The sequence below is a fragment of the Dictyobacter sp. Z7_2 genome (assembly GCF_057551105.1).
Genome location: NZ_BAAJPE010000002.1, coordinates 1,884,230 through 1,911,186 on the forward strand (window position 1 = coordinate 1,884,230; position 26,957 = coordinate 1,911,186).

The following is a 26,957-nucleotide window of genomic DNA, read 5'->3' on the forward strand; positions in this document are numbered from 1 at the left end:
CGGCGGGATGAGCGTTGATTGAGCACTGCGTGTATAAAAAAGGATGCCCTGCGAAGGACATCCTTTGTGCTCGGTTTTATGTGGCCTGGGAATATGTATTGATCTGCGGACAGATCAATTCTTCGTGTGGTAGAAAAAGCTTGCATAAGCTTGTGCCTATACCTCTACTACCATTGGCAAGATCATCGGGCGACGACGAGTTTGTTCGTAGAGGAACTCGCCGAGCGCATGTTTAATCTTGTCCTTGATAAATGACCAATCGGAGCCGCCACGATCATGCTTCTCAACATGCTCTAACGTCTCAAGCACGCGCTGGCGGGCTTTTTCGAGCAGTTCTTCAGCGTCGCGCATATAAACGAAACCGCGTGAAACGATATCGGGTCCCGCTACCGCCTCGCCGGTCTCTTTGTCGATGGTCAGAACTACCATCAGAATGCCATCTTGCGATAGGACTTTTCGGTCACGTAACACGATCTGACCGACGTCGCCAACGCTTAAGCCATCCACAAAGACGTTTCCGTTGGAGACGTGATCAACCAGTTTGATCGAATCTTCGGTCACATCGATGATATCGCCATCCTCTGCAACGATAATGTTCTGCTCAGGTATGGCTAACGAGTAAGCCAATTTGGCGTGCTGGATCAACTGTCGGTATTCACCATGGACAGGAATAAAGAAGCGAGGACGCAGCAAGCTGAGCATCAACTTGAGTTCTTCCTGTGCGCCATGTCCGGAGACGTGGACGTTTGAGATTCCCTGGTAAAACACTTCTGCACCCTGGCGGAATAAGCTATTGATGGTACGATGCACCATTTTCTCGTTCCCTGGCACCGGGGTTGCCGACAATATCACCGTATCATTGGGCTGAATGCGGATCTGACGATGGTCCTGGTTGGCGATACGCGTCAGAGCAGAGGTTGGCTCGCCCTGACTCCCCGTACACATGATTACCACCTGATCCGGTCTGAACTTGTTGATATCCTCGGGACGAATCGCCATTCCCTTGGGCATATTCAGATAGCCCAGCTCGATTGCCATCTGCACGTTGTTTTGCATGCTACGGCCGACAAAGGCCATAAAACGATCGTAGCGGGCGGCGGTATCAATGACCTGCTGTACGCGTGAGATCAGTGAAGCAAAGGTCGCAATCAAGATGCGGCCCGGCGCGTTCGCGAAGATCTTATCGAACGAGTCGTTGATGACACGCTCCGATGGCGTATATCCGGGCGACTCAACGCGTGTGCTATCACCCATCATGACAAGAACACCATCGTTGCCGATTTTACCCAGCAATCCCAGATCGGCTGGCTTGCCATCAACGGGGGTGTAGTCAAACTTATAGTCACCAGTATGCACCACAGTACCAATAGGGGTGCGGAGCACAATTCCTACCGAATCTGGTATACTATGGTTGACGCGAAAGAAGCCTGCTGAGCAGGAGCCAAGCGGCACTTCATCTCCCGGAGCAATCGTTGTCAACGATACCTTATCAAGCAAGCGATGCTCTTTGAGTTTCACATTGATTAAGCCATGCGTGAGACGCGTTGCGTAAATGGGAGGAAAATCAAGCATCGGCAGAATATAAGGAAGGGCACCAACATGGTCTTCATGGCCGTGTGTGATAAGAATCGCGCGAATACGTTGCTTCTTATCCATCAGGTAGCTTGTGTCTGGAATAACCAGATCGACCCCAAACATCTCTTCATCTGGGAACATCACGCCTACATCAATAATGATGATATCATCGCCATACTCTACCACCATCATATTTTTGCCAACTTCTCCCAGGCCACCGAGCGGGACAAGTCGAACTTTTTCTTTTGTCAAAGTATAAAGAACCTCCGAACTACATCAATACAGATGTAGCTATAACTAAACAACAATGTTATATATATATTTATCTCCACTCCCGCCTCTACCACAGGAGTAAAAGCCAAATTCAAGCGATAATACGCTATTTAAAGTGTATCATACAATGACCTGAGCCTACAAGCCTCTGCCAGGTAGCAGCAAGCGTGCAGCACTCTCTTTTTCTTATTACGTATGACGACACTGTTTCTTCTACCTAAGCTTGCTTAGATTATTTCATGTTCATGAATAATTTGCAACCTTTATTACGAAGCAATATTCTCTCTCTACAGCTAAAAATCTTCCTGCCGCTCACAACGCAAAAACTCATGCTCTGATTTAATGTAAAATGCCGTTGGCACGTAGGATGGCAAAGGCGGCAATCACCAGGATCACAAGCACTGCCACAGCGGCAATCATATAGTAGACGCGCCGCGTACTGGTGTCGATTTTTCCACCCGGCAGAGACTTCTTAATCTGAGCGAGTTGCTGCTCACGGCGTTCTTTTAAGCGCTCCATACGTTTTTTGCGCTGGCCCTGTGCAGATTGCGCACGGTTTTGATCATCTTCGTAGCCCATGCGATTCATACGACGGCGCATATCACGATTGTAGCTATCATATTGCTGCTGCTGCGGGTTGCCAGCTTCAGAGATTACCTTGGGCTGCGTTGATTTGGCTCCTGGCAGAGCCGTCCCCCCAAAGGAACTGCGAGCCCGCTTGCTGCTGCCCCGATGCTGATGTCCTTTCTGCGCTGGGGCAGAAGAGGAAGAAGGCGTTGCGCCATTCACCAGTTGTGCCGTATTCTTCTGAGCAGCGGGAGTCTTTGAGCCCTCTGGCACTCGCGCTGTTCCCGTTGTCTTCTCTTTTGCCATGATAACATCCTCTTTCTTCTCTTCGTTTGGATACGTCAGTTCATGCGCTAAGGCTAATCCTGTGTGTGATCACTCATCAATGTTCTGGCGATACTGATCGCTTGCTCTTTATCGTTGGGAGAGAGTAAGCCATCGATAACTAAGCCGAGTAAGTGATCCTTTAACGGACGTAACCACGGGCCAGGGCCACGCTCAAATAACTCCATCAGCTCGTTGCCATCTAAAGGACTCTTCAACGGGACGCGTTCAGCCTCTTCTCTCAGATGCTGACAACGCTCACCCAGTTCCTGCACGCGTGCCGCTGCCCGATTGACCTTGTCAACGCGGTAGCTGGTAATATCGGCGCGGGAGAGATCCAGCAGATCGGGAAGCGTATCGCCGCTATCCAGCATCAAACGGCGCACAGCCCCATCGGTCCAATCCGAGGTATATGCATTCGCCCGCATATGCAGCTTCACAACTTGTGAGACGTTTTGAATAAACTCACGATCAAAATGCAAGCGCTTCAAAATATCTCGTGCCATATACGCACCGACATCCTCATGCCCAAAGAAATGAATCTTGTTATCCTCCACACTCTGGGTACGCGGCTTCGCAATATCATGCAGGAGAGCGCCCCAGCGTGCCAACTGACGTGGCGACGAGCGTTCGACCACGCGTAGCACATGAGCATAGACATCCTTCGTGGCTTTGAGGGTAGGAGTACGCATACTCACACCACGCAGCTCCATCACCTCAGGAATAATCCATTCCATCAATCCCAGCTCGACCAGGAGATCAATACCCTTGGCTGGATGGGGAGAGAGTAACAGCTTGTTCATTTCGTCACGGATACGCTCACGGCTGATTTTCTGGAGTTTGTGCGCCTGACGCACAATCGCAGAGCGTGTCTGGGTCTCAATTTCAAAGTCGAGCTGCGCGGCAAAACGGATCGCACGTAGTAAACGCAACGGATCTTCATCAAAGCGCTTATCGGGCTCATCGCCCACGGCGCGTAAGATATGATTTTCAAGATCCTGCCGACCATGAAACAGATCAATGATCCGTTCATCTAAAGGATCGCAAGCAAGCGCGTTGATCGTAAAATCGCGACGAGCTAAATCATCTTCCAGGCTATCGCCAAAACACACTTCCGGCTTGCGCGACTCGGGATCATAGCGCTCTGAGCGAAACGTCGTGATTTCAATAATGCTGTTGTCATAGTGGAGACGCACGGTACCAAACCGCTCTCCAACCAGGACAACGGCAGTGGGATGCGTCGGTGCAACAAGGCGTTTAATCTCTTCGGGGCGAGCATCCGTTGCCATATCCCCATCGTTTGCCTCTCCTCGTTGGAGCAATGCATCGCGCACCGTCCCACCAACCATATAAAGTTGTTTCTGCTGGGCATGAAAAGCTTCGGCCAGCATCATGATAATATCAAGCATCTAAAATCTATGTACCCGTTTCGTTGGTAACTGCAAGTACTCGCTTCAGCAACAAGGCATCCTACAGTTGCTAAGCAGGCATGGTAGTCATTCCATCTCACATTTTATTAATGGAGCTATTGTATCATGTTCAGATAGCTTCTTTAAAGTAGGTCCTCATGCCAAATCAGAGCTTTCACCTACGCTTTTGGCGCCACACAGAAGACATAATCAAATTATACTGAAATTTCATCTTACGAACTAGAGGGAATCGCGCTCATCGTCTGATTTGTCTGCTTGCCTTCTTCGTTCAGTTCAAATAATGGATGCTGGAGAAACCATTTCTGGCTATCGAAGAAAGCTTTGCCAGCTTCAGGCTGAACTTCAACATAGGTACCATCGGCACACAGTTCATGCGCATTGGCGTTATCGGCCCAGATCTCATCGAGCATCTGTGATACGATGGCCTTTTTCATACTCACCGATTCAATCGGGAAAAGGACTTCGACACGGTTATCGAGATTGCGCTGCATCATATCGGCGCTCCCCAGATAGATCTCCGGGTTGCCACCATTGCCAAAATAATAAATCCGGCTATGTTCGAGAAAACGTCCCACCAGGCTCCGTACATGGATCGTTTCGCTGACTCCAACGACGCCCGGACGTAGACTACAGACGCCTCGGATAATCAGTTCGATAGCGACCCCAGCCTGCGAGGCTCGATAGAGTGCATTAATCACTTCCGGATCAACCAGAGCATTCATTTTGAAGACGATGTGCCCATTTCCCAGGTCTCTATGCAACTCTATCTCGCGTTCAATACGCTCAACGATACCCCGTCGCAAGCTTACAGGGGCCACTAACAGTTTGCGATACTCCCCTTGTCGTGAATAGCCTGTTAAGGAGTTAAATAATGAAGTGACGTCCATGCCAATATCTTGTCGGCAGGTAAACATGCCCAGGTCTTCATAGATTTTAGCCGTCGAGGCATTATAGTTACCTGTGCCCAGATGAATATAACGGCTCAAACCATCCTCTTCTTTGCGCACAACCATCGCAACTTTTGCATGTGTCTTCAAGCCGACCAGCCCATAGACGACATGCACTCCTGAGCGTTCTAGTTCGCGTGCCCATCCGATATTATTCTCTTCATCAAAGCGCGCCTTCAGCTCGACAAGGACGGCCACCTGCTTGCCATTTTCGACGGCATGCAGGAGCGCTTTGACGACAGGCGAGTTTGATCCGACGCGATAAAGCGTCTGCTTGATCGCCAATACCTGCGGATCTTCAGCCGCGCTGCGAATAAAATCGACGATCGGATTGAAACTATCGTAGGGATGATGGAGCAGGATGTCGTGCTTCTGGATCGCATCAAAGATGTTTTCACTCTTGCGAATAATCGGTGGCACGCGTGGAGTAAAGGGAGTATCTTTAAGATCCGGGCGGGTGACATGCATCAACTCCATCAGATCGCCCATTCCTAACGGCCCATCGATGACGGTCAGATCATCTTCCGTCACCTCCAAATTGTCGAGGAGCAGAGTACGAATACGTTGCGGCATAGAGGGATTGACAGCCAGATCTACCACGACCCCGAAGCGTCGCTCTTTAACCTCTTGCTCAATATATTCTAAGAGATCGCGAGCCTCATCCTCCTGCAACTCGATATCTGCATCACGCAGCACGCGAAAGGGATAAGACTCCCAGATAGCAAATCCAGGAAAAAGCATTTGCAGATTGGCCGCGATCACCTGCTCAAGCCAGACAAAAACAAGCTCTTCTGGCTCATCATCGCCCGCCGGTTTAGTGGAAGGGATCGGCAGGAGACGTGGCAGCGCTGGCGGCACTTTGATACGTGCAAAGAAATCTTCATGCGTCTCATCGGAAGAATCGATGACGACCGCCAGATTTAAACTGCGACTGGAGATATGGGGGAAGGGATGTCCTGTATCAACAGCAAGTGGAGTAAGCACGGGAAAGATTTCAGATTCGAAATAGTGGCGCATAGTTTCGCGTTGCGAGGCGTGGAGCTGTTCATAATCAAGAACATGAATATTTTCACGCGCCAATAAAGGGAGTAATTCTTCACGCCAGTAGCGACGTACTTCCTGAATCAAAGGGGCCAGAGATTCTCGTAAAGCGGCAAATTGCTGTTCGGCTGTGCGCCCATCAGGACTGCGTGGTGCCGTGCGTGAGTCAATCTGATCTTTGAGGCCTGCCAGGCGGATCATAATAAACTCGTCCAGATTGGTCTCAAAAATCGAGATAAATTTGACGCGTTCCAGCAATGGATGGCGATCATCTTTCGCTTCCAGAAAGACACGACGATTAAACTCCAGCCAGCTCAATTCGCGATTGATGTACAGATCTGATCTCTCCATGAATGAGGTCGCTGCTTTGTCCACTATGATATCTTGTTCCATACGATAAATCCCCGCTCTATAGCGCCTGTCCCGGTAATATTTTACTATCCCTATTAAAAAACGTAGCAACCAAGCTTCCTACTCTACTGTATTGTAACTGATCTTATCGTAACGTTTCAGAGACGATCTTGTTGTGATAGCACAAATCTTCCCCAAACATGTGATGCATATGAAAGATTATACACATACTCAGCATGCGAAGAGGGCAGGAATCATGCTCAAAGAGCACGCCTGAAGAGCACTTCGCCAGCGTGTGGCACCAGCAAAATCCCTTCGTCAGTGCGATTCTCCCAGGTATGGGGATCAATGGTACGATAATCGAGATATCCTAAATTGATGCGACGACAGCGCTCTTCAGGAATACTCGTAGCCAGTGTGACACGAATACGTGGTGCTTCAATGCCAGTGGCAAGATCATACGTGCCGGAGCCTTTCACATGTGTGCTATGAGCCAGAATACCGCCTGGGACCGTTTTAAAACGGTCCCACTGCTTCAAGAAGTAGTCGCGCACATGATAGCCAATCTGATCGATCAACTGTCCATGCGTATATGAGACTTCCGTGATATGCGGCGCATAGATAATCACCTCTCCGCCATCAGCCACAGCCGGCTCTGTCTTATACATGGCCTTGGCAGCAGTCCATAGATCATCATACTGCTCTGAAGCCATCGAGAGCACGCGTGTAAAGGGCCTGGGCACATAGACGATATTCAGTTGGCCCGACAGATCCGCCGCTCGATCAAAGGCATCCAGATAGCTACCGGTATAAAGGCCATACAAATCCTGTCCTTGCATCACCAGTGCAAGACAGAGTAAGGGCACAGTAACAAACTCAGCGGCCCGATGAATCACCCGCCGCACATGCGTATCCTTCACACCAATCGTCGCCATGCTGGTCATGCGTGCTCCGAGCCAGTGAGAAAAGTTGATAATATCGGCACCAGCGATACCCGGAAACAAATATTTTGCTCCACCAGAAAAGCCAGCGACCTCATGTGGAAAGACAGGACCGCAGATGATCAGTTGATCATACTCAAAGATCAAGCGGTTCAGTGTCACAGGAACCTCATCGTCCAGCGTCCCATCGGTGAGCCGTCTGGCTTCCTCGGAAGAGATCACACCAATAGTCTTTAACGCCGCAGGATCTTCCCACTGATGATTAAAAATCTGTACATGAGCATATTGCTCTGCTCGCTCGTCGGCAGAGACGCCAACCAGCTCGTCAATAGCTGCATCCGACATCGGCTGATGGGTCCCCAGAGCGATCAAGTAATCCAGTTGAGCCACATGCGGCCCAAGTTGCTCGTAGAGGAGACGAAACATCATAGGAAGTGGAGCCGTACGTGTACCATCCGGGATAATGACCAGAACGCGCTTACCATCCAGCTGCATCGCACTAAAAGTATCCGTAAGTATGTGCTGGACATCTGAAACGGTTAAGGTCTGATTTTTAGAACCATACCCATAAGTCATACTTAAATAGCCTTACACTACTTAACGATAAAGCCTACCGTAGTCGTTATTGTATCACGACAAACAAAACAAATGGGGGTTGAAGAGCAGGGTATCAGTATCCGTTTGACTACCGATGCGGCACAAAGGTATCAAAAAAAGGCCATCTAGGCTACAATATAAAGAATATGCAAGGTCGGTTTCTTACACTCATTTTACATTTATGTGGTTTTTTCTTGATCATTGTAGGCTATCTTATGAATATAGAGCGAGACGAAAGTCAGACTATCATTGATAAGATATAATGTTACGAAGCATCCATATAGTTTAAAGAATAAAGTGTGCAGCTTTTGGGACGTATCACATGCTAGTATGCATTGGAGCATATCAATACATAGAAATGAGCTGTGAGACATCAGGAGGGAACAACCATGTTTCAGGATGAAAATGAAAATTTTACCCCATATAGAAAAGAGTACGATGCATCGGTACCTACCCAGGATGCAGGAACATATACGACCCCAAGCCAGGCGACGGTACGCAATCCCGAGCAGAACAATTATCCAACGGCCCAGAATTCTGGACGCTATCCAGTAGCAAGCCAGCCTGATTACACTCCCTGGGGAAATGGGAACTACCGCGTGCCAGCCCAACAAAACTATGTCTCACCATCTTCACCTCCCACGTATAACAGTTATCCAGCGGCTGGACCGCAAGGCACTCCGCCTTTAACATATGGAAACTATCCCAGTCAGACACAACAGGGCTACGTGCCTCAGCCACCCAGGAAGCAGCGTGGCATGCGTACTGGAGCCATCCTGGGCTTAACCCTGGCCATCATCCTCATATTCGGCATTGGCATCTATGCTGGCTGGCAATATGGAGGAGGTATCAAAATGATAGGCACGAACACGACAAATTCGTCCTCGTCCACAAAAATCACAACCATTCCGGACACCTCAACGATCCAGGGACAGCAAGAGGCGGCCATCGCCTTGATTGAACCCAGCGTGGTCCAGCTCGATGTCACGACGTCTCAGGGCAGCGCCATTGGTTCAGGAGTGATCATTGATAAAAATGGGGATATTATTACCAACAACCACGTTGTCAGTGGCGGACAGTCAATCAAGGTGGTTTTGAGCAATGGTAAGACCGAAACCGGTCAACTGGTCGGAACGTCAGCCGCCAATGACCTGGCCATTGTTCGTATCCAACCATTTACCAACATGTCAGTCGCAACCATTGGCGACTCCTCAAAGCTGGTTGTCGGCCAGGAAGTCCTGGCGGTAGGAAATCCGCTTGGGATCACACAGACAGCCACCCGAGGCATTGTCAGCGCCCTCAACCGTAGCGTCCAGGAATCGTCAGGCAATGGTTCCAATCAAAACGGCGCCACCATTAACGGCGCGATTCAGACCGATGCCCCAATCAATCCAGGTAATAGTGGTGGAGCATTGATCAATCTGCAAGGACAATTGGTCGGCATCCCAACCCTGACAGCCATAAATACCGAAACGAATACCAATGCGAACGGTATAGGTTTTGCCATCCCATCCAGCACCGTCAAGACTGTCATCGCACAGATCCTCAATCAGTAAATTGGCATACATGAGTAGATACGGTATACGAGAAACTGGAAAGTTCCCTCTGTCAGGAACCAGGTCTGTACACATGCAGATCTGGTTCTTTTTATGGGCATGCAGAGAGCAATCACTCACTCGGCCTTCTTGACAAGCAGGCCCAGGCTAGCCGTAAAGCTATGTAAAAAAGCATGATCTCCGACCGGACCAATCTCTCCATTGCAAAAGAGACCGGTCAAGGGCATCTGGCCTAACTCGCGAGCAATCACACTCGCATCGTGATCAGGCACGCCGAACATACCAATCCCGCGACCATTACAGGTGCAGAGGATACCTGCAATTGGCTGACTCGCCCCCAGATCCAGCTTTGCCCGCGCCAACTTCTCATGTAGATCGAGTTCTGCGGAGGCAGCGTCGCGCAAATGAAATTGGACTGTCTGACCGACACGCATCTGTGCCCCTGTCGCCAGCGCCCCGGTCCGACGATCCACGCCAAACAGCTGACGGATCAAAAAGCTGCCGCGCTCATAGCTATCCTGATACTCATTGGCGGCCAACCCAATCATAAGATTGCGCTGAGCTCCACGCTGTACATCAGGGCTAAGCGTTTTCAGCGTCTCCACCAGCATCTGGTGCGCCGAGCGATTAGAGATACCATCGAGCAGACCATTATCCAGCACCTTTGTCACCGTCCACGTCTCTCCAATGGGATCACATCCCTGCGAGACCAGCGGATACACCGTATAGGGACCACCAAAAGCCAATCCGACGGCGCCATCCTCAAAGACCTCATTATTTAAAAAGACGTAGGTATAGCGATCTTCGAGGTCGCCTGAAGCAAGGCCGCCGATCATGGGGATACCGCTATACGCCCGGGAGAGAGTCGCAATCAAGCCCTCGCAATCCAGTTGAAAAGGATCGGCAAAAACAAACCAGGCATTGACATCCTCGGGCTTCAAACCTAGTTGCGTGTGCCATTGCTCATCTTGCCTCGTAGTTTCGATCATCTCCTGTGTGATGCGTACCGGATGCACCTGGGCACCCGGCAAAGAAAGTGCCAGTAAGGAGACAGCTGGTAGATCCTCCAGCTCTTGATCTGTGCCCACGATCCCCTGCGCCGAGCATCCAATCACAATAGGGCTCCCGGTCTCCTGACACACGACACGCAACATATCTTCATAATATGGAGCAAATTCTATATTCGCGAATAAGAAAACCACATCCGCAGTGACATCCTTAATCTGCTCAAGAGCCTGCTCAAGGGCTTGTTCCCACTCTTCATCTATCACTATCGCACTGAGTGCGGTTGGTTTGCGTTCATCCATGGCTACTCCTCTGTCGGTCCACAGAGCAACTCCAATGCAAAGAGAGAGGTGATAAGAAAAAGGCACCCTCGCATAAGAAGGTGCCTTTTCACGAAATCAATTTGCTTAAATATTCACAAGCCACACTTCTAGAGCATTATGAGCAGCCAGAAAGCTCATGAAATATTCGTATCTTTGCACCCCGACATGTATTCCGATTTCTTGATAAAATCGCAACCTTACAGGTAAGATTCTATCAAGAGCAAGTCCGATTATATGTAGTATCGCATACCATGTGATTGAGACGCAATCAATGTTCAGATTTGGTCAGCTTGCAAAATGTATCGATGTCCTTACGGACAATATCCAGGCTGGACGTCCAGAACTCTTCTGCATGCAGATCGATACCAAAGTGGGCCGCCAACGTTGCAGCATCCGCCAGGCCTGCTGACGAGAGTAGATCATCGTAACCCTGCCTGAATTTTTCCGGGTCCTGCTGATAACGCGCATAGAGGCCAAGTCCAAAGAGGAGCCCAAACATATAGGGATAGTTGTAGAACGAGAGCGTGGTGCTATAATAGTGTCCTTTGACAGCCCACATGTAGGGATGCAATGCTTGTTCGTCTAATCCATCACCATAGGTATCGCGCTGAGATTGCAGCATCAACGCGTTCAACTCGTCGATCGAGAGTTCACGCTGTCGGCGTCGCTCGAAGACCTGTTGCTCAAACAGGAAACGGCTCGTAATATCCACCACTACCTGGCAGGAGCCCTGAATAGAGGTCTCTAACAGAGACATAAGCTCTTCGCTCTCAGCATGCTCTTGCACGGCATGATTAATAATCGTTTCACAAAAGATGCTGGCGGTCTCAGCCAGTGTCATCGGCAAGTTGCGCTGCAAGGGCGTGCGTTGGGACAGATTGATGTTGTGATAGCCATGTCCCAATTCGTGAGCCAGCGTCGTGGCGCCATCAAAATTTGGCTTATAGTTGGCGAGGATACGCGACTCATCTTTGCGCAACCACGTACAATAGGCCCCATCGCGCTTGCCTGGCCGTGGTTCGGCATCGATCCAATGCTCTCTAAAGGCACGAGCAGCATAGTTTGACAGGCGAGGAGAGTAAGTGCCAAATTGCTTTACGATAAACTGCTCCGCCTCATCAAACGTCCAGACGCGTTCCGACGCTCCAAGAGGAGCAAAGATATCATACCAGGCCAGTTTGGGAACACCAAGCACATGAGCCTTGGCATGCAGATAACGGCGAAAGTCTGGGAAGGACTTTTTTGCCGCGCTCAACATAGCTTCCAACGTCTGCCGATCAATATTATTAGCAAAGAGAGACTCATCCAGAGCTGACTCCCAATGACGACGGCGCGATAAGGTGTTGACTTCTCCTTTAATGCTGTTGAGAGCAGCAGCCAGAGGAACAGCGACAGTCTTCCAGGATAGCAATTCAGCCTCGTAGGCGCGTCGTCGCTCTTCCCGATCAGGGCTGCCAGCCTGATTACGCACAACACTCATGGGCACCTGTTGGAGTTGTCCATCTAATTCCAGAGCCACAGTCAATTGTGAGGTGACATTTCCATGCAACTTGTCCCAGGCCGAGCCAGCACTGATATTCAGCTCAGCGGCCAGATTCTCCTCAGCCGGAGACATCATATGGGAGGCCGCTTCTTTATCGCGTCGCAAGATATACGCATGCTCCGCAGCAAGAGGTGAAGAGGCAATTAGATACTCTACATCGAGCGAGCCAATCCAGGCGGTCAGCCGCCTATCCAATTGCTCCTGCTCCACCAGATACTTTTCAAGCTCACTTAAGCGAGCCTGAGCAGGCTCGTCACGCGAATCGGTGTTCACAAAGCAGCTAATGTAGGTAACCAGAGTTTCTATGATCTCCAGCACAGCGTTATAGCGCTCGATCACCGTCTCAAAGATCTGCACCAGTTGCTCATCGGAGGGCACAGAAGTTTGTTGCTCGATATGATGCGTATCAAAGAGCTCAGCCAGAGCCTTGATTTCGCGTATGGCACCAGTAAATCCCTGTTCAAACTCAGGCGAGTCCAGGCCGGGATAGATTACACTCATGTCCCAATGAGGTAGGGAAGGGGTTGTAGTCACCAGTCTTTCTCCTTTATTCTATCTAAATAGAGTTAATCCTTAGCATTGTAGCATGCGATTACATCTCATGAAAAACGGCGAAACCAGAAACTGTGCCTTTTGGCCTTCCTCAATCGTAAAGAAAGTTACATATTTTTACGGTCAACTGATCTACTGTCCCACAAAATGGAAAGGTACTCTACAATGGCAACAGACGATACTACACGCACGATGATCACGTTCAACAGAGGAAACCGGGAATTTACGTATCGTGTTGCGGGCGTTGCAATCTCTCAGGGGCGGGTTCTCTGCCAAAGGGCTGCACGGGACCCCAACCATATCTTCTGGTTTTTGCCGGGTGGACGTGCAGAGTTGGGCGAAACCTCGCAGGAAACGCTCCGGCGCGAGATTCAGGAGGAACTGGGTGAGGAAGCTCGGATCGGACGCTTACTCTATTTCGCAGAAAATTTTTTCACTGACCCTGAAAAGAGCATTGAACGCCATGAAATAGGGCTTTATTTTGAGCTGATATTTTCAGAGACATCTTATCTGTACCAGGAACCTGGACCATTCATACGACCTGAGGAGGAGAGCATGCCCATGATTTTTGACTGGCTCCCCATCTCAGATCTCACGACAAATTTACAGCTACAACCTCACTTTTTATGTCAGGCCCTCCAGAAGCTGCCTGAGCAGACACAACATATTATCCAGGCTAAATAAGCAATACCTATCCTCAATCATCATTCAAGCGGAGCGTCATCGCCATCGATGGCCTCGCAACGACGCGTATCATCATACCCAATGCCAGAACGCAGATAGCGATCAACAAGGCTAATCCAATGATGAGCAGCGCCGGAATGATGATTTGTATAGGAGGGATACTCTGAGAGAAGAAAAAGACATCGTTCGACGCTGGCTGCCCCGCTAAACTGGTAAAGAGCAAGGATGGTACCACCATCCAGGAAAGAAATCCTCCGAAAAGCACACCGAGAATAATCGAGGTCGCGTAGACAATTACCTGCTCCCAGGCCAGCGTCTGAGCAATCGTGAGCGGGGCCGCTCCCAAAGCCCGTAACAGGGCAAAATTGGTCAAACGATCTCGTGCGCTCAGCCATGAGGAGACAAGGTTTCCAATCAGGATGAGCAAAAGAGCCACACCTGGTCCCAACAGCAAAACACCCAGGACTTGCAGGTAGAGCGGTTCCTGATGCAGGCTATCGATTAATTGTCGGCGATCAAGCACCTGTGTAGTTTTTGCCGCCAGTGTGGCACGGATCGTTTTTAACGCAGCAGCATCATCGGTTGTGCGCAACCAGACCGTATCAAGCTGAAATGGAATTGGACTGCTCTTCGCATAGACTCTTTGATACGCTGCCGCATAGCTTTTCACATCGACCAGGATACCATCAGGTGTGTCCTGAGTAGGGATCTGCTGCACAATCGCCAGCACCTGGAAGTAGAACGTCTGGGAGGAAACGCTCGTATCTGAGAGAGAGAATTTAGCACCAGGACCCAGATGATAGGTGTTGGCCATCGTGGCATCAATAATCGCTGGCTGCTGCTGCTGGTCAAGAGGATTACTGCGGTCGGTGACCAGTTGCTGCATCAAGCTTGTCAGCGCTTGAGGCGAATTATGCAACGGCCAATCAGCGGTTTGTGCATAGGTTGTAGCATCCACAGCCAGGAGTTTGATCGGTTCCTGCTGATCACCAAGCAATAATGTTGTATGACTACCAGCGGAAGCGGCCAGCACGCCGGGCAGATGCCCATACTGCGTCAGGGTGGCGGAGAGATTGTTGATACCAGTTTTCGCCGACAACGCAGCACTGAAGTCGGCTCCCACAGTATGGGTTGCCACATCTTGAGCTCTTTGAAGCTGGGATGCATAAAAAATCAAGGCAAACATCGAAAAGGCGGTTGCCAGGGAGAGCAACATGGTCATGCGCACCGATTGCCGTGGAGCGCGTGCTAATTGCGCCAGGGAGACCATCGAGGCCGCGCCACTACTACTCCTCGTCGTGAGCCAGGAACCAAAGCGCAGCAGCGTAGGAAAAAATCGCAAGAAAAGCAAGACACCCGCCAGGATAGTAAAAACAGTACGTGCCAGAACAAGAGGAGAGAGCAACAACAAACGTAATCTGGCATCCAGCACATTTGTGCTCAGCAGATAGAACGAAATCAGATAACCCAGGATGGTAATCACCACGGCTATAACATCAAAATTCCAGCGCAGCCAGAGCGGACGCTGGGTGGAGCGACTAGCCTCCCAGCGCATCGCCAGCACATCCATGGCGGTCGTGCGATTGATGGCAATCACCAGAATAAGCAGCATCAGCAAAGCCATCGCGACCACATACCAAATCACCGACAGCATCACCTGTCTACCATGGCGTAATACGATGTCGATCGCGACCTGATCCTGCGTTGAGAGCAAGAGTAAGGACATCCAGCGAGCGACCCCGAGAGAAAGCAAGGGACCAATAAGCAAAGCGAGCAAAACTAAAATGCATCCCTGCAACAGCAACGCGCTAAATACCTGCCAGCGACTGGCTCCACGACTACGCAAAATAGCGATCGCGCCAGCCTGTCGCTCGACCAGTAGATCGGTCATCAAAGAAACGAAATAGAGAAGCAGGCAAAATATCACGAGTATCAGGCCGAACGCAGGGATCTGGGATACTGAGATCTCATCCTGATAGCTCTGCAAAGCGCTAACTGGCACTATCGTCTGAATAGTAGCTAACCCATATTTTTGCGTTAAGGCAGGATTTGACGCACTATCTCCCTGAAACGTTTGCAGGCCCTTGATGAGCGTATCAAGATCAGTGCTCGCAATGGTAGCGGTATTCAAAGAGTAAAACCATGCTGCATGCAAGGAGGGAACCAGGGTAACATCACGACTATCATCGCTACCCGTGCCAGCAGAGGCTTGACCCGGTTCGTATTGCGACGGAATAAACTGTGATACGGTAGAAATAAGTGCGTTGTTTGAAGTCAGGGCATAATAGGTAAAGGCGCTTGTGACCTGCTCAGGATTTTGCTTGACCGGATTAAATAGAGTATGGTGCCAGTAAAGATTGCTGGCGGTCGGTGCCTGGATAATACCAACTATTTTCAAGCTGAGAAAGCCATTTTTTATGAGTTGCTCATTCTGCACAATATCTATCTCGGTCTTGATCGTCGAGTTCACTACCAGATGCAGTCTACTGGCCGTCTGCGGAGTTATAGCGACTTCAATAATGGTATTGGGATCACTATGGCTTTGACTCCTATTTTGAGGCAACCGTCCCTGCACGACACGCAGATGTGGTGCAGCTTGTAGCGTATCCGTGCCATTCAAGACAATATCATCGATAATGGGCTGATTGTTGCTGTCCTTTAAGGTAACAGCACCTGGCTGCTTGGATAGAATGGATAGCAGATCCGTTGACGCTGAAAAGCGCGTTTGTGTGTTATCTAAATAAGGAGATAATCGGGCGTCGGTAAGCGCCCTGATGGTCGTATCAGCCAGCTGCAAGCGCTCAAGAAAAGGTCGATCCACGCTGGCATTCACGCTGATGCTGGCATGATCGGGATATGTTTGCAAGTCTGTATGCAATCCAGCAGTGACCGTAATTTGCGCATAGATAAGCGCCGAACAGACAAAGATCACGGCCGCTAAGACACCAAGTTCCACAATACAGAGCATCCACCTGGTACGGCGCAATTGCCAGAGGGCTAAGGTAAATACGGAAGGCGCGACAATCTTTCGCCTCGAACGCGACATATTAAAGAGTCCTTTCTCCTGAGCGCAAACATATTTTTATCAATCTTCATTGAGGCGTAAGAGAGCAGCCATCGATGGTTTTGACACAATCCGGATCATCATTCCCAGCACCAGCACACAGATAACAACCAGTATCAGCAAACCAATGCCTACCAGAATGGGAACAGCCAATTGGACGGGCGGAATATTCTGCAGCAGATAAAAATCCTCAGTCGTCATGAAGCGTCCAAAAGCGCTGGTAAAGATTAACGAGGGAACCGCAGTGAGAGACAGAAACGTTCCAAAGATCACCCCCATCAGAAGGGCAAGCAGATAGATGATCGCTTGCTCCCAGGCCAGCGTGCGAGCAATATGCCCGGGAGTCGCACCTAATGCACGCAAGAGAGCAAAGTTCAAGAGGCGTTCACGCGCATACATCCAGGCGGAGACAAAGCTTCCGAGCAGCACAAGCAAGAGGGCCACAAATGGTCCGACAAAGAGAAGTCCCATGATCTGTAAATATAACGGTTCCTGACTCAAATTTGCAGCCACTTGATAGCGGTCCATGACCGATGTCAAAAACGAATCGCTACTATTCAACACCGAACGAATTTGTCCCAGAACAATCGGATTGTCGCTCGTCCGCAACCAGACTTGATTGAGAGTGACTGGTCTATCTCCTACGGTATTAATCACGCGATCATAAACCCGCTGATAGGCATGGATATCAACCATCATCCCTCCTGGTGTGCTCTCCATCGGGATGTTATCCACGCGAGCAATGACCTTGCAGTAGATAGAGCTATCAATGCCACTATTATTGATCTTCAAAGCGAAAATGGAGCCAATCTTAAGATGATCAGCTTCCCAGAGAGGCTCATCAACAATCGCTGGCACCACTTCTTGTCCTCCGACCTGCTCGCCGCTCTTGACTAATTCCTGCATCAGAACGGGCAGAGACTGCGCCTGATCCTTGCTTGGAGAAAGAGCTGTGCCAGCGTAGGTCGTTGGATCGACTGCGAGAAAATTGACTGGTAGCTCTTGATCAGAAAGCAACATATTGCTGCTATATCCTATCGACACACTCTTGACTCCCGCAATCTGACGATAGGCTTTTAGCTGCTCATCCATCGTATCAATATCAGGAGAATTAATGATGGTACCAGTAAAATCAGCCCCGACGACCTGGATAGCCAGATCCTGTGCGCGCTGCATCTGGGTCGCGGAGAAGACTAAGGCAAAGAGCGCGAAGGCAGTTGTCAGTGAGAGTAACAGGGCAAGACGCAACGATTGTCGCGGTGAACGAGAGAGTTGTGCCAGCGCCACCATAACTGGCGCTCCCTGGCTTCTCTGTATGGCCCACCAGGAGCCTCCTCTCAAAAGGAAAGGCACCAGACGTAGGAAGATTAAGATAGCAACGCCAATCGTCAGGCAAGCGCGTAGCAGTATCAGCGGCGAGAATAAGAGCGCGTACAATTGCGCATTGAGCACTCCTGCGCTCGTGAGATAAAGTGAAACGCCGTATCCGATGCTCATAACCACTATCACGACATAATCAAGATGAAGGCGCTGCCAGAGAGGTTTACGTGTCATCCGTCCAGTCTCATGTCTCAGCGTCAGCACATTGCTACTCACAGCATGATTCATAGCAATAATCAGTACTAGCAGCACCACCAGAGACGTAAGCAGAGCGTAACCACTCACAGAAAGAATAGCTTGCCATGTATCGTGTAAAACGGTAGTAATCGCAGTATCCTCAGACGGCGTCAACCATAACCGGGCCAATCCAGCTGACGCGAGAAGAGCCAGCAGCGGTCCCAACAGTAAAGCAATCAGGCAGATGGCCATCCCCTGCAACACAAGAGAACCAAAGATCTGCCCACGGCTGGCCCCTCGACTGTTGATCAGAGCCAATGCCGCCGCCTGACGCTCCACGAGCAGAGTAGTCATCAAGGCCACAAAATAGACAAGCAGGCTAAAAATGACTATCACCAGACCATAGGCGCTGGTCTGTGAGACCTGTAACTGGCTCTGATAGTTCGTCAGCGCATCAATTGGAAGAACCATATGCATATTAGCAAGTCCATAAGCCAGTACATCAAAGGCCGAGGGAACCGGCTGAGATTGTAGCGCTTGCAGCGTTGAGAGCAAGGATGTAATCTGATGATTCGAAATACGGCTGGCATCAAACATGTAATACCAGTTAAAACTGAGTGGTCTGGTCAAAGTGATGGTTGGAGTTGGAGCGGGATTACTACTCCTGACATATGGATCATACACACTCGTATCGGGCTCATCAGCGGGCGGGATATAGCGTGCAAAGGTTGAAATAAGAGTTTGATTAGCTACCAACAACTTATATTCCCATGGGCCGCTAGCGGCTCCCTGCGGATTCAGGTTGATTGGAGTCAGGTTATTGCTATGCCAGAAAGGATCACTATCCTCAAGGTAAGGATGCACCTGATTTTGCACAATCCCTACCACCTTTAAAGGGATGGATATATATTGAGACGTTGTCAGGCTATGAGTGGTGAGAGCGATCTGCGTATAGAGGACTGAACCAAGCTCCACCTTCAGTCCAGCAGCGCTATCCTGTGTCAAAGCAACCTCGATCGGGCTCACTGGATCATTATGCTGCTTCACCCGCACCTGTGGTAAACGTCCTCGCAGCAAAGATACATGCTTTCCTTGCGCTATCTGCGCAATATCATTTCCTTGAAGATCAATCTGATTAAAGGACGCTCGCGCTTTCGCTGGAGGCGGAGTCTGATAATAAGATAGTACGCCAGTCTCAACCGTCATATGTTCTTTGCTACTATCCAGATAGGGCTGGAGTGCCTGCATTGAGTAGTTATCAAAGGCTCTAGTCAACTGAGATATACTCTCAAGAGAGGGGGTTGAGTCCTGTCCAATGATAACAAGACTGGAGGTATCTGTCGTAGAGTTGACAGCCTCCTGCAAACCAGCAGTCATAGCAATACTGGTGTAGAGAGGAATCATACAAACAAATAGCACAGCCACCAACACAGCCAGAGTAATCAGCCCTAGCAGTCCAGTTGAGCGTCTTGCTTGCCAGACGGCCAGCGAAAACAAAGATGCAAACGAGAAATCCTTAGACACGAACGCTCCTCTTTGAGTAGAGCGAGGCATACAGGTATCCTTTCCTGCAAAATAGTCACAGTCCTTGCGATAATGACATGAGTAGACATTCATCAGACATGAGCTTGATCCTACGTCCAAAAAAATATAATTCGTGTGAAACCAAGACATGCTCGATAAAATCCTATATAATATATACCGCATAAGTGGGTCAATATGCACGCCTTCATAGGGAATTAGCTTCAGCAGGCAGAAAGTTGTGTCAACTTAGACTTGACGGAACAATCGTAATTCCATACAATCAGGGTGATTATGCCAGGTGGATCACACCTATGACAAAATTTTTTGAAGAGCAATGTTTGAAGCACCTATTTGTCGTCATTCTCATCCTTACATGCTTTAGGAGGTACCGTGGTGACATCACAAACAGGCGAGGAGTGGCTAAGCTTGCGCGAAGCGGCCGAAATGCTCGGTATGCATCCAGCGACAGTGCGTCTATGGGCGGACCGCAATGAGATACCATCACGTCGAACCAGTGGTGGACATCGCCGCTTCCGACGCGCTGATATTGAGACGCGCCTGCGCCAGGATGCTGAACCACGACCAGATCCAGCATCCGTCTTGCTCGTCCAGAGCGTGCTGGGACGCGTTCGCTTCGCTTTTACCGATGGGACGCTCGATGCTTTCCCCTGGTATCAACATTTTGATACGACAGCACGGGATGCCTATCGCCGTTTAGGTCGACGCTTGCTTGATCTGATGCTGCGAGCGTTAAATGGTGGCGCACAGCTCGATGAGTTGAAAAATGAAGCTGTCGAGCTGGGACAGGAATACGGCTCGATTACCTGGACATCGCATGTTCCGCTGGCAGATGCGGTACGCGCATTTCTCTACTTCCGTACATTGATCGATGAAGGGGTGCTGCAACTGGCAGAGGTACGTGGTGGTCGGGATCATGATCTTCTCTGGATTGAAAGTTTTCATCAAATCCAGGCCATCACCAACGAAATCCTACCCGCCATGATAGAGGCTGCACAGGTCAAATAAGCAGCATACGTTGGTTCAACATATCCCCGGATGTTCATGGCTAAGTTCAAGGCTAAGGATATTCACTCATCTCGTCGAAAAGCATAACATGACCGCTTTTTTACGAGTGTGAGCTGTTTTATTATGGCTAGATAAGAGCAAAAGCTGAGGGCCAAGTGGATGGAATATCAACAACCGGACGATCCTACCGATCATCATGAGGAGCAGCCCCTTTCCGAGCACCCGACGTCCATCGTGCCCGACACAGAACCTGATGAAGAGACACAACTCACTTCATTAACCGACACATTAGCCATGTTAGATACATCGGTACTCTCGCGGACAGCGAGCGCTCAGCCAGGTACAGATAAAAAACACCGTTATCAACATAAACTTTTTTTACGTCATATCGCTCGCAGGCATATGCGTACCCATCGTGCTCGAACTCATCGTGCATCTAAAGCTGTCTGGCTCACAGGTTTTAAACTCTTCCTGGTATTAGCAGTTATCCTCCTCTCCGTCGCAAGCGCAGGCGCATATGGGGTCTATCACTTTTACCAGGAAAGCACGACGACGTATCATAAAAAGATTATCTCATTACGCGAGCTCACGATCCATGACAATCTCAAAATCTATGATGCTCATGGCGTGATGCTCTCCCAGCTCACGGATCAAGGTTTTCATACGACGGTCGCGCTAAAGTCTATCGCCCCCCAACTCGTCAACGCCACGGTCGCAACAGAGGACAAGAATTTCTGGAAGAACAGCGGCATCGACATTTTTCGCATCTTGCAAGCGGCCATCGAAGATCTCGAACGTGGGCGAGTAATCGAAGGTGGAAGTACCATCACGCAACAGCTGATCAAAAACCTTGTCGTAGGCAACGAGACCAGCCTGATACGCAAGCTGCAAGAGGTAGTCCTCACACCTGAAATCAACGCGTTGTACGACAAAAAAGATATCATGGAAATGTATCTCAACACAATTTATTATGGACGACAAGCCTATGGCATCAACGCCGCAGCCATGCTGTACTTTAATCTGACAGATCATCCCAATAAGCCAGCGGCGGCCCAACTAGATCTGGCTCAAGCAGCTATGCTCGCCGGTATTCCTAGCTCGCCAGCTATGTATAATCCAACCCTGCACCCGCAGGCAAACTTTGCGCGCTTTGCGACGGTCCTTGGCCTAATGAGTCAGGAGGGATACATCACACAGGCACAGGCACAACAAGCCATGAAAGAAGCACAACAACCCCACTTCTTCAAAAACGCGTCCGATGCGGGCTCCGTGAGCATAAATCGAGCTCCACACTTCTCACAGTATGTACTCAATCAATTGGAGCAACAACTGCATTTGACCCGCTCACAGCTTTCACTATCGGGTCTCAAAGTATATACGACACTCGATATCAGCCTCCAGGACAAGATCCAAAAAATCATGCAGCAACACGTGGCAGAACTTCAGGGCCACCATGTCAGTAACGCCGCCGAGGTGCTCATGGATAATCGCACCGGAGCGATTCGCTCACTCCTCGGCAGTATCGACTATCATAATGAGGCGATCGACGGTCAATTTGATGTCGCGACGATGGGCTATCGACAGCCTGGCTCCTCATTTAAACCGTACGTGTATGCCACCGCGCTGAAGCAGGGATACTCGCCAGCTCAGGCAATCGATGACTCTCCACTAACCATTATGATGCCCAAAGGATATCATCCCGCAACCTACGCGCCGCTCAACTACGACCGCAAGTTTCATGGACAATTGACATTACGCTGTGCCTTACAGAATTCGCTGAATATACCCGCCGTGAAAGCGCTTCAGCACGTCGGCATCAATAATTCTTTACAGACGGCAAAAGCGATGGGGGTCGTACACACAAAAGGCGAGGCCGGCTTTTCAATGGTCCTGGGAGGCCTGGATGTGACGCTGCTAGAACATACAACTGGCTTTGGTACCTTTGCCAACGGCGGTAAAAGGATTGAGCCCTATGTGATCGAAAAGATTGTGTCAACGATTACGCATAAAGTATCCACGCACAAAAGCGTCGCTGGCCCACAAATCATCAGCCCCCAGGTGGATTATATGATGACCGATATTCTGAGCGATAATGATTCGCGCCTCCCTGAATTCTATGATTGTAATCCATTGCAGCTCTATTCAAATTCACAGGCATCTTGCTATGCAGGCGATCGTGGCAGTGTCCGTCCAGCGGCGGCAAAAACTGGCACGACCGATGACTTCCGCGATAATTGGACGATGGGCTATACGACCGATTTCGTAATGGGCGTCTGGGTTGGCAATGACGATAATTCCCCTATGACTAACGTAAATGGAGTTCAGGGGGCCGCTCCGATCTGGCATGACTCAATGCTTGAGGCCGAAATGAAGCATCCCATTCGCAATTTCACCAATCCCGGCGGCCTCCAACGTGGAGAGATCACCTATCCGAACGGTCTACGCACCACCGACTGGTATCTAGCCAATCATCATCCCACGTTCAAAACACTTTCTCCGGCACAGCTCACTTCCTCATCACAGGTCTATAACAGCCATCCTTATTGCAACAATTTCAGCTTCGCCTTTCCCACTCCGCATAGCAATGATCCACATCGTGGCTGGTGGTAGTAGTTTTCACCAGCTTGAAGCATGATTGAGATCCTTTTAAACCCATCAACTCCGTCTACACTCATACGAAGAAGACGCCTGAGCACTATAGCTTCGGCGTCTTCTTCGCATCAACCAAACATCCCGGCATAACCACCACCAGACAGGCAACTTGACATAACTATTTATAGAGCATGATTACCTCAAGCAGCTCTGCCAAATTTCTTTCTTGCTCACATCTTCGAGTTACCATCCCTTCATATACAGCGTTACTATGTACAGATAACTCTTTAGCAAAAGCTCATCTTGTAAGTCTCATCTCTAGTAAAGTGGATATATATCTCACCAGCTCATATTGCACATGGGCTTTGAGATACTATGTGATAGCTGATGCTCAAATAAATACTATATATTTAGCTTGAAAGCAGTTACCTTTCTATTTATAGAAAATATAGATAGTGCTTCATTGCTTTATATATACATAGCGATCAAAGAGTCGCAGATTTATTTACAAGAGTTTTCTCTATTACAGATGTATCTGATTGCATCACAACCATTGCCAGGATACGTAGCGGCTGCTCTGTCAAAGGTCATCGCGCCGATGTGGCATCGGAAATGTATCTCCCAATGGGGTGAGAGGCTCACCGACGTAGCGGCGCGGCTCCGCCGTGCTGTCACTGCACGCACGACACGGTCCCATGTGCTGATGGAAGCAACGCCGACGAGGCAATCCAACGTGGGAAGATATCGCAATGGAACCTCATGTGGAGCGTGGCCGTACGAGTCACAGACAGCACGGCGGAGCCGCGCCGCTACGTCGGCTGGCCTGTCACTCTACGGCTTCACGGATCTGTTTGGGAGACACATCTCCTCTGCGACAGAGGCGTGATGACCTTTGGCGGTGTACTCCTCTGGTCATGAGGGAGGTTGCATTGAGAAGTAGCTTCTTTTTGAGATAGACAGACGCTATGGAGAAGATAAGATTTTCAGAGAGTATATGCTGGTAGAATAGTATATACAGGAATATTCGTACGCAGATGACTAACGTAGCAGGTAAGAGACAAGAAGCATTAAGAAGGTAGAAAGAGGTCCAGGCCATGCAAACCGATCAGAATATCGAGGAGCCCCCTCCATTCTCCGAAGAGACTCCAGCATCCGAGAGCGCGGAAGAAAAAATGCCAGTAAGTACAGCCTCCAGAACGCCGGCCAGATTACCATCACACAGTCCAGCCAACGCGTCTCAAAGGCTCAACGATATTCCTGAACGATCATTTACAGGAGTTAATTACGCTATCCCGCATCAGCTCACACGTGAACCTGGTTGGCGCATCAAGCGTCATATCAAACGTAAAAATTTTCGCCAGACCCTGGGCAGAATCGCAGAGGTTGAGCGTATCGGGACCCATACACTGATTCCCCTTTCAATGACGATACTCTCCATTTTTCTGATCGTTGCAATTATCTTTACCACCATCGCAGGCTTTGTCTCAGCCACCAATCAAAAATTTGGTACCAAAGTCGTCACGCTGGCAGACGTGCTGCCTCAGGACAATACAAAAGTATACGACATGCATGGAGGGCTCATCTATCAAGCCCTGAGCCAGGGCATGCAGACCAGTGTGCCCCTCAGTGACATCTCGCCGCATCTCATCCACGCCGAGATCGCCATCGAAGATCAGAACTTTTACGCCAATCCCGGCTATGACATCACAGGCATCGTGCGGGCAGCTCTCTCCAACCTGAGCAATAAAAAAGTCGTCTCGGGTGGCAGCACCATTACGCAGCAGTTGATTAAGAACGCCATCGTTGGCAATCAAGAAACCATTATCAGAAAACTACAAGAAATCATTCTCGCCCCTGAAATATCGCGTCATTACAGCAAAGATCAGATACTCCAGATGTATCTTAACACCACCTATTATGGTGAACAAGCTTACGGCGCTGAAGCCGCAGCCTTCATCTACTATGGCTTAAAAGCCACGCCCCACCACACCGCAGCCTCGCAATTAGATCTCGCGCAGGCAGCCATGCTGGCAGGAATCCCAAGCTCTCCAATCGCGCGTGATCCCTTATTGCATCCCAAAGCCGCCTCGATACGCATGCAAGAGGTACTTCAACAGATGTACACTCAGGGATATATCACGGCCCAGCAGCGGGCTGTAGCGATCGATGAAGCACAAAGAATAGACTTTTTCAATCCTGGCGTTGTCAATAATCGGCTCGCGCCACATTTTGTCAGCTACACATTGCGCGAGGTCGCCAGAGATCTGCACGTCAAAGTCGCCGACCTCCCTCGCGCCGGACTGCTAATCAATACCACCTTGGATCTTGGACTCCAAAACAGAGTCCTGAAAGCGGCTCAGAAGCACATCGCCGAAATGGCAAAGAGCCATCACATGTCAAACGCCGCCGTCGTGGTACTCGATCACCAAAGCGGAGCGATTCGTACTCTGGTCGGCAATATTGACCCCAACAACCCCAGTAGCGGCGACTTTGACGTCGCCACGCAGGGCTATCGCCAGCCTGGTTCATCGTTTAAACCATACATCTATGCCACCGCCTTCCAGAAAGGGATGAGCCCCGGCCAGACGGTTATGGATGGACCATTGACTATTCATATGTGTTGTGGCTTGCCCAGTTATTCACCCAGCAACTATGATTTGAAATATCATGGTCTAATCACCTATCGCTATGCACTCCAGAATTCATTTAACATTCCAGCGGTGAAGCTGTTGCTGAATACAGGTGTCGATAAAGCATTGAAGACCGCTCAGAATATGGGGATTACTGACTTCCAGGGCGTCCCAAACTATACGATGGTATTGGGATCGCTTAGCATCCACCTGATCGATAACACTGCTGGCTACTCAACCTTTGCCAATGGTGGTATCTATATCGCTCCCCATGCAGTCGATACGATCAAAAATCAAAACGGGGCGCTGATTGTTAAGACCGAGACACACGGCATACGCGCACTGAGTAAGGAGGCAGCATTTATGATCACTGACGTTTTAAGTGATAATAATTCGCGTATCTTCGAATTTGGGAAATGCAGTTCGCTCGTGCTTTACACCAATACCATGAACCAATGTTACGCCGGCAATCCCGGCCCAACGCGTGTCTCGGCAGCCAAGACAGGAACGTCAAACGATTTCCGCGATAACTGGACGATGGGCTATACGACCGATTATACGGTCGGCGTCTGGGCTGGCAATAACGACAATTCTCCGATGATAAATGTGACCGGTGTCGATGGCGCTGGACCTATCTGGCATGACACGATGATGATGGCAGAACAAGGCCATCCCCTCCAAATTTTTCCAGCCGCCCCGGATACGCTGATTAAGAAAACAATCGCTGATACGGGTAAAGTGAGTAACGATTGGACCTACAAAAAATAGCCTCTTCAAAGAGTATAGCTAGCATGAGCGCCACACGATAATTCTATTGTGCGGCGCTTTTTTTACACGCTTGCGGAAGAGCTTGTC

General features: G+C 49.7%; 15 protein-coding genes. 6 read left to right on the forward strand and 9 right to left on the reverse strand.

All coding sequences use genetic code 11. The annotated features are described in order from the left end of the window. Positions 1-156 precede the first annotated feature (156 nt). The 5 genes from AC27N8_RS21445 to AC27N8_RS21465 form a co-directional block, all read right to left on the reverse strand. Positions 157-1,827, reverse strand: a complete 1,671-nt coding sequence (locus AC27N8_RS21445) for a ribonuclease J (protein ID WP_487069444.1) — start codon at positions 1,825-1,827, stop codon at positions 157-159. A gap of 360 nt (positions 1,828-2,187) precedes the next feature. Beyond that, the gene (locus AC27N8_RS21450; RefSeq protein ID WP_487069445.1) at positions 2,188-2,721 is read right to left on the reverse strand and encodes a hypothetical protein; all 534 of its coding nucleotides are present in this window, start codon (positions 2,719-2,721) and stop codon (positions 2,188-2,190) included. A 53-nt stretch (positions 2,722-2,774) separates the two neighbouring features. Continuing rightward, entirely contained in the window at positions 2,775-4,148 is a 1,374-nt protein-coding gene (locus AC27N8_RS21455; RefSeq protein WP_487069446.1) for a CCA tRNA nucleotidyltransferase, read from the reverse strand. A 233-nt stretch (positions 4,149-4,381) separates the two neighbouring features. Further along, positions 4,382-6,550 carry a polyphosphate kinase 1 gene (gene ppk1, locus AC27N8_RS21460; protein ID WP_487069447.1) on the reverse strand — a complete coding sequence of 723 codons (2,169 nt, stop codon included), beginning with the start codon at positions 6,548-6,550 and terminating at the stop codon, positions 4,382-4,384. A gap of 218 nt (positions 6,551-6,768) precedes the next feature. After that, a complete protein-coding gene (locus AC27N8_RS21465; protein ID WP_487069448.1) occupies positions 6,769-8,025 on the reverse strand; it encodes a lactate racemase domain-containing protein in 1,257 nt (418 codons plus the stop codon). Between the two features lie 410 nt (positions 8,026-8,435). Between AC27N8_RS21465 and AC27N8_RS21470 the strand changes: the two genes are divergently transcribed. After that, positions 8,436-9,602: a S1C family serine protease gene (locus tag AC27N8_RS21470; protein ID WP_487069449.1), complete on the forward strand. Its 1,167-nt coding sequence runs from the start codon at positions 8,436-8,438 to the stop codon at positions 9,600-9,602. Between the two features lie 116 nt (positions 9,603-9,718). Here AC27N8_RS21470 and AC27N8_RS21475 read toward each other — a convergent pair whose 3' ends face one another. Together AC27N8_RS21475 and AC27N8_RS21480 are read right to left on the reverse strand one after the other, a co-directional pair. Next, positions 9,719-10,909, reverse strand: coding sequence for an FIST signal transduction protein (locus tag AC27N8_RS21475; RefSeq protein ID WP_487069450.1), 1,191 nt, complete (start codon positions 10,907-10,909; stop codon positions 9,719-9,721). Positions 10,910-11,198: 289 nt separating this feature from the next. After that, positions 11,199-13,007, reverse strand: coding sequence for a M3 family oligoendopeptidase (locus tag AC27N8_RS21480; RefSeq protein ID WP_487069451.1), 1,809 nt, complete (start codon positions 13,005-13,007; stop codon positions 11,199-11,201). A gap of 183 nt (positions 13,008-13,190) precedes the next feature. Here AC27N8_RS21480 and AC27N8_RS21485 point away from each other — a divergent pair, with 183 nt between their 5' ends. Beyond that, on the forward strand, positions 13,191-13,709 hold the full coding sequence (locus tag AC27N8_RS21485; RefSeq protein WP_487069452.1) for an NUDIX hydrolase: 519 nt from the start codon (positions 13,191-13,193) through the stop codon (positions 13,707-13,709). 13 nt (positions 13,710-13,722) lie between these two features. Here the strand turns inward: AC27N8_RS21485 and AC27N8_RS21490 are convergent, their stop codons facing one another. Together AC27N8_RS21490 and AC27N8_RS21495 are read right to left on the reverse strand one after the other, a co-directional pair. Beyond that, positions 13,723-16,755, reverse strand: a complete 3,033-nt coding sequence (locus AC27N8_RS21490; protein ID WP_487069453.1) for an FtsX-like permease family protein — start codon at positions 16,753-16,755, stop codon at positions 13,723-13,725. 39 nt (positions 16,756-16,794) lie between these two features. Next, positions 16,795-19,854, reverse strand: a complete 3,060-nt coding sequence (locus AC27N8_RS21495) for an ABC transporter permease (protein ID WP_487069454.1) — start codon at positions 19,852-19,854, stop codon at positions 16,795-16,797. 393 nt (positions 19,855-20,247) lie between these two features. Here AC27N8_RS21495 and AC27N8_RS21500 point away from each other — a divergent pair, with 393 nt between their 5' ends. The 4 genes from AC27N8_RS21500 (at position 20,248) to AC27N8_RS21515 (ending at position 26,870) form a co-directional block, all read left to right on the forward strand. Then, a complete protein-coding gene (locus AC27N8_RS21500) occupies positions 20,248-20,880 on the forward strand; it encodes a helix-turn-helix domain-containing protein (protein ID WP_487069455.1) in 633 nt (210 codons plus the stop codon). Positions 20,881-21,039: 159 nt separating this feature from the next. Further along, complete coding sequence (locus AC27N8_RS21505) at positions 21,040-23,490, forward strand: transglycosylase domain-containing protein (protein WP_487069456.1); 2,451 nt, start codon at positions 21,040-21,042, stop codon at positions 23,488-23,490. Positions 23,491-23,935: 445 nt separating this feature from the next. Further along, positions 23,936-24,358 carry a hypothetical protein gene (locus AC27N8_RS21510; RefSeq protein ID WP_487069457.1) on the forward strand — a complete coding sequence of 141 codons (423 nt, stop codon included), beginning with the start codon at positions 23,936-23,938 and terminating at the stop codon, positions 24,356-24,358. A gap of 208 nt (positions 24,359-24,566) precedes the next feature. Then, complete coding sequence (locus AC27N8_RS21515; RefSeq protein ID WP_487069458.1) at positions 24,567-26,870, forward strand: transglycosylase domain-containing protein; 2,304 nt, start codon at positions 24,567-24,569, stop codon at positions 26,868-26,870. The last annotated feature ends 87 nt before the right edge of the window (positions 26,871-26,957 follow it).

Excerpts from the sequence above, each read along its gene's own strand:
- AC27N8_RS21450 (WP_487069445.1), bottom strand. The coding sequence starts at position 2,721 with ATGGCAAAAGAGAAGACAACGGGAACAGCGCGAGTGCCAGAGGGCTCA.
- AC27N8_RS21455 (WP_487069446.1), bottom strand. The coding sequence starts at position 4,148 with ATGCTTGATATTATCATGATGCTGGCCGAAGCTTTTCATGCCCAGCAG.
- ppk1 (WP_487069447.1), bottom strand. The coding sequence starts at position 6,550 with ATGGAACAAGATATCATAGTGGACAAAGCAGCGACCTCATTCATGGAG.
- AC27N8_RS21465 (WP_487069448.1), bottom strand. The coding sequence starts at position 8,025 with ATGACTTATGGGTATGGTTCTAAAAATCAGACCTTAACCGTTTCAGAT.
- AC27N8_RS21470 (WP_487069449.1), top strand. The coding sequence starts at position 8,436 with ATGTTTCAGGATGAAAATGAAAATTTTACCCCATATAGAAAAGAGTAC.
- AC27N8_RS21475 (WP_487069450.1), bottom strand. The coding sequence starts at position 10,909 with ATGGATGAACGCAAACCAACCGCACTCAGTGCGATAGTGATAGATGAA.
- AC27N8_RS21485 (WP_487069452.1), top strand. The coding sequence starts at position 13,191 with ATGGCAACAGACGATACTACACGCACGATGATCACGTTCAACAGAGGA.
- AC27N8_RS21490 (WP_487069453.1), bottom strand. The coding sequence starts at position 16,755 with ATGTCGCGTTCGAGGCGAAAGATTGTCGCGCCTTCCGTATTTACCTTA.
- AC27N8_RS21505 (WP_487069456.1), top strand. The coding sequence starts at position 21,040 with ATGGAATATCAACAACCGGACGATCCTACCGATCATCATGAGGAGCAG.
- AC27N8_RS21515 (WP_487069458.1), top strand. The coding sequence starts at position 24,567 with ATGCAAACCGATCAGAATATCGAGGAGCCCCCTCCATTCTCCGAAGAG.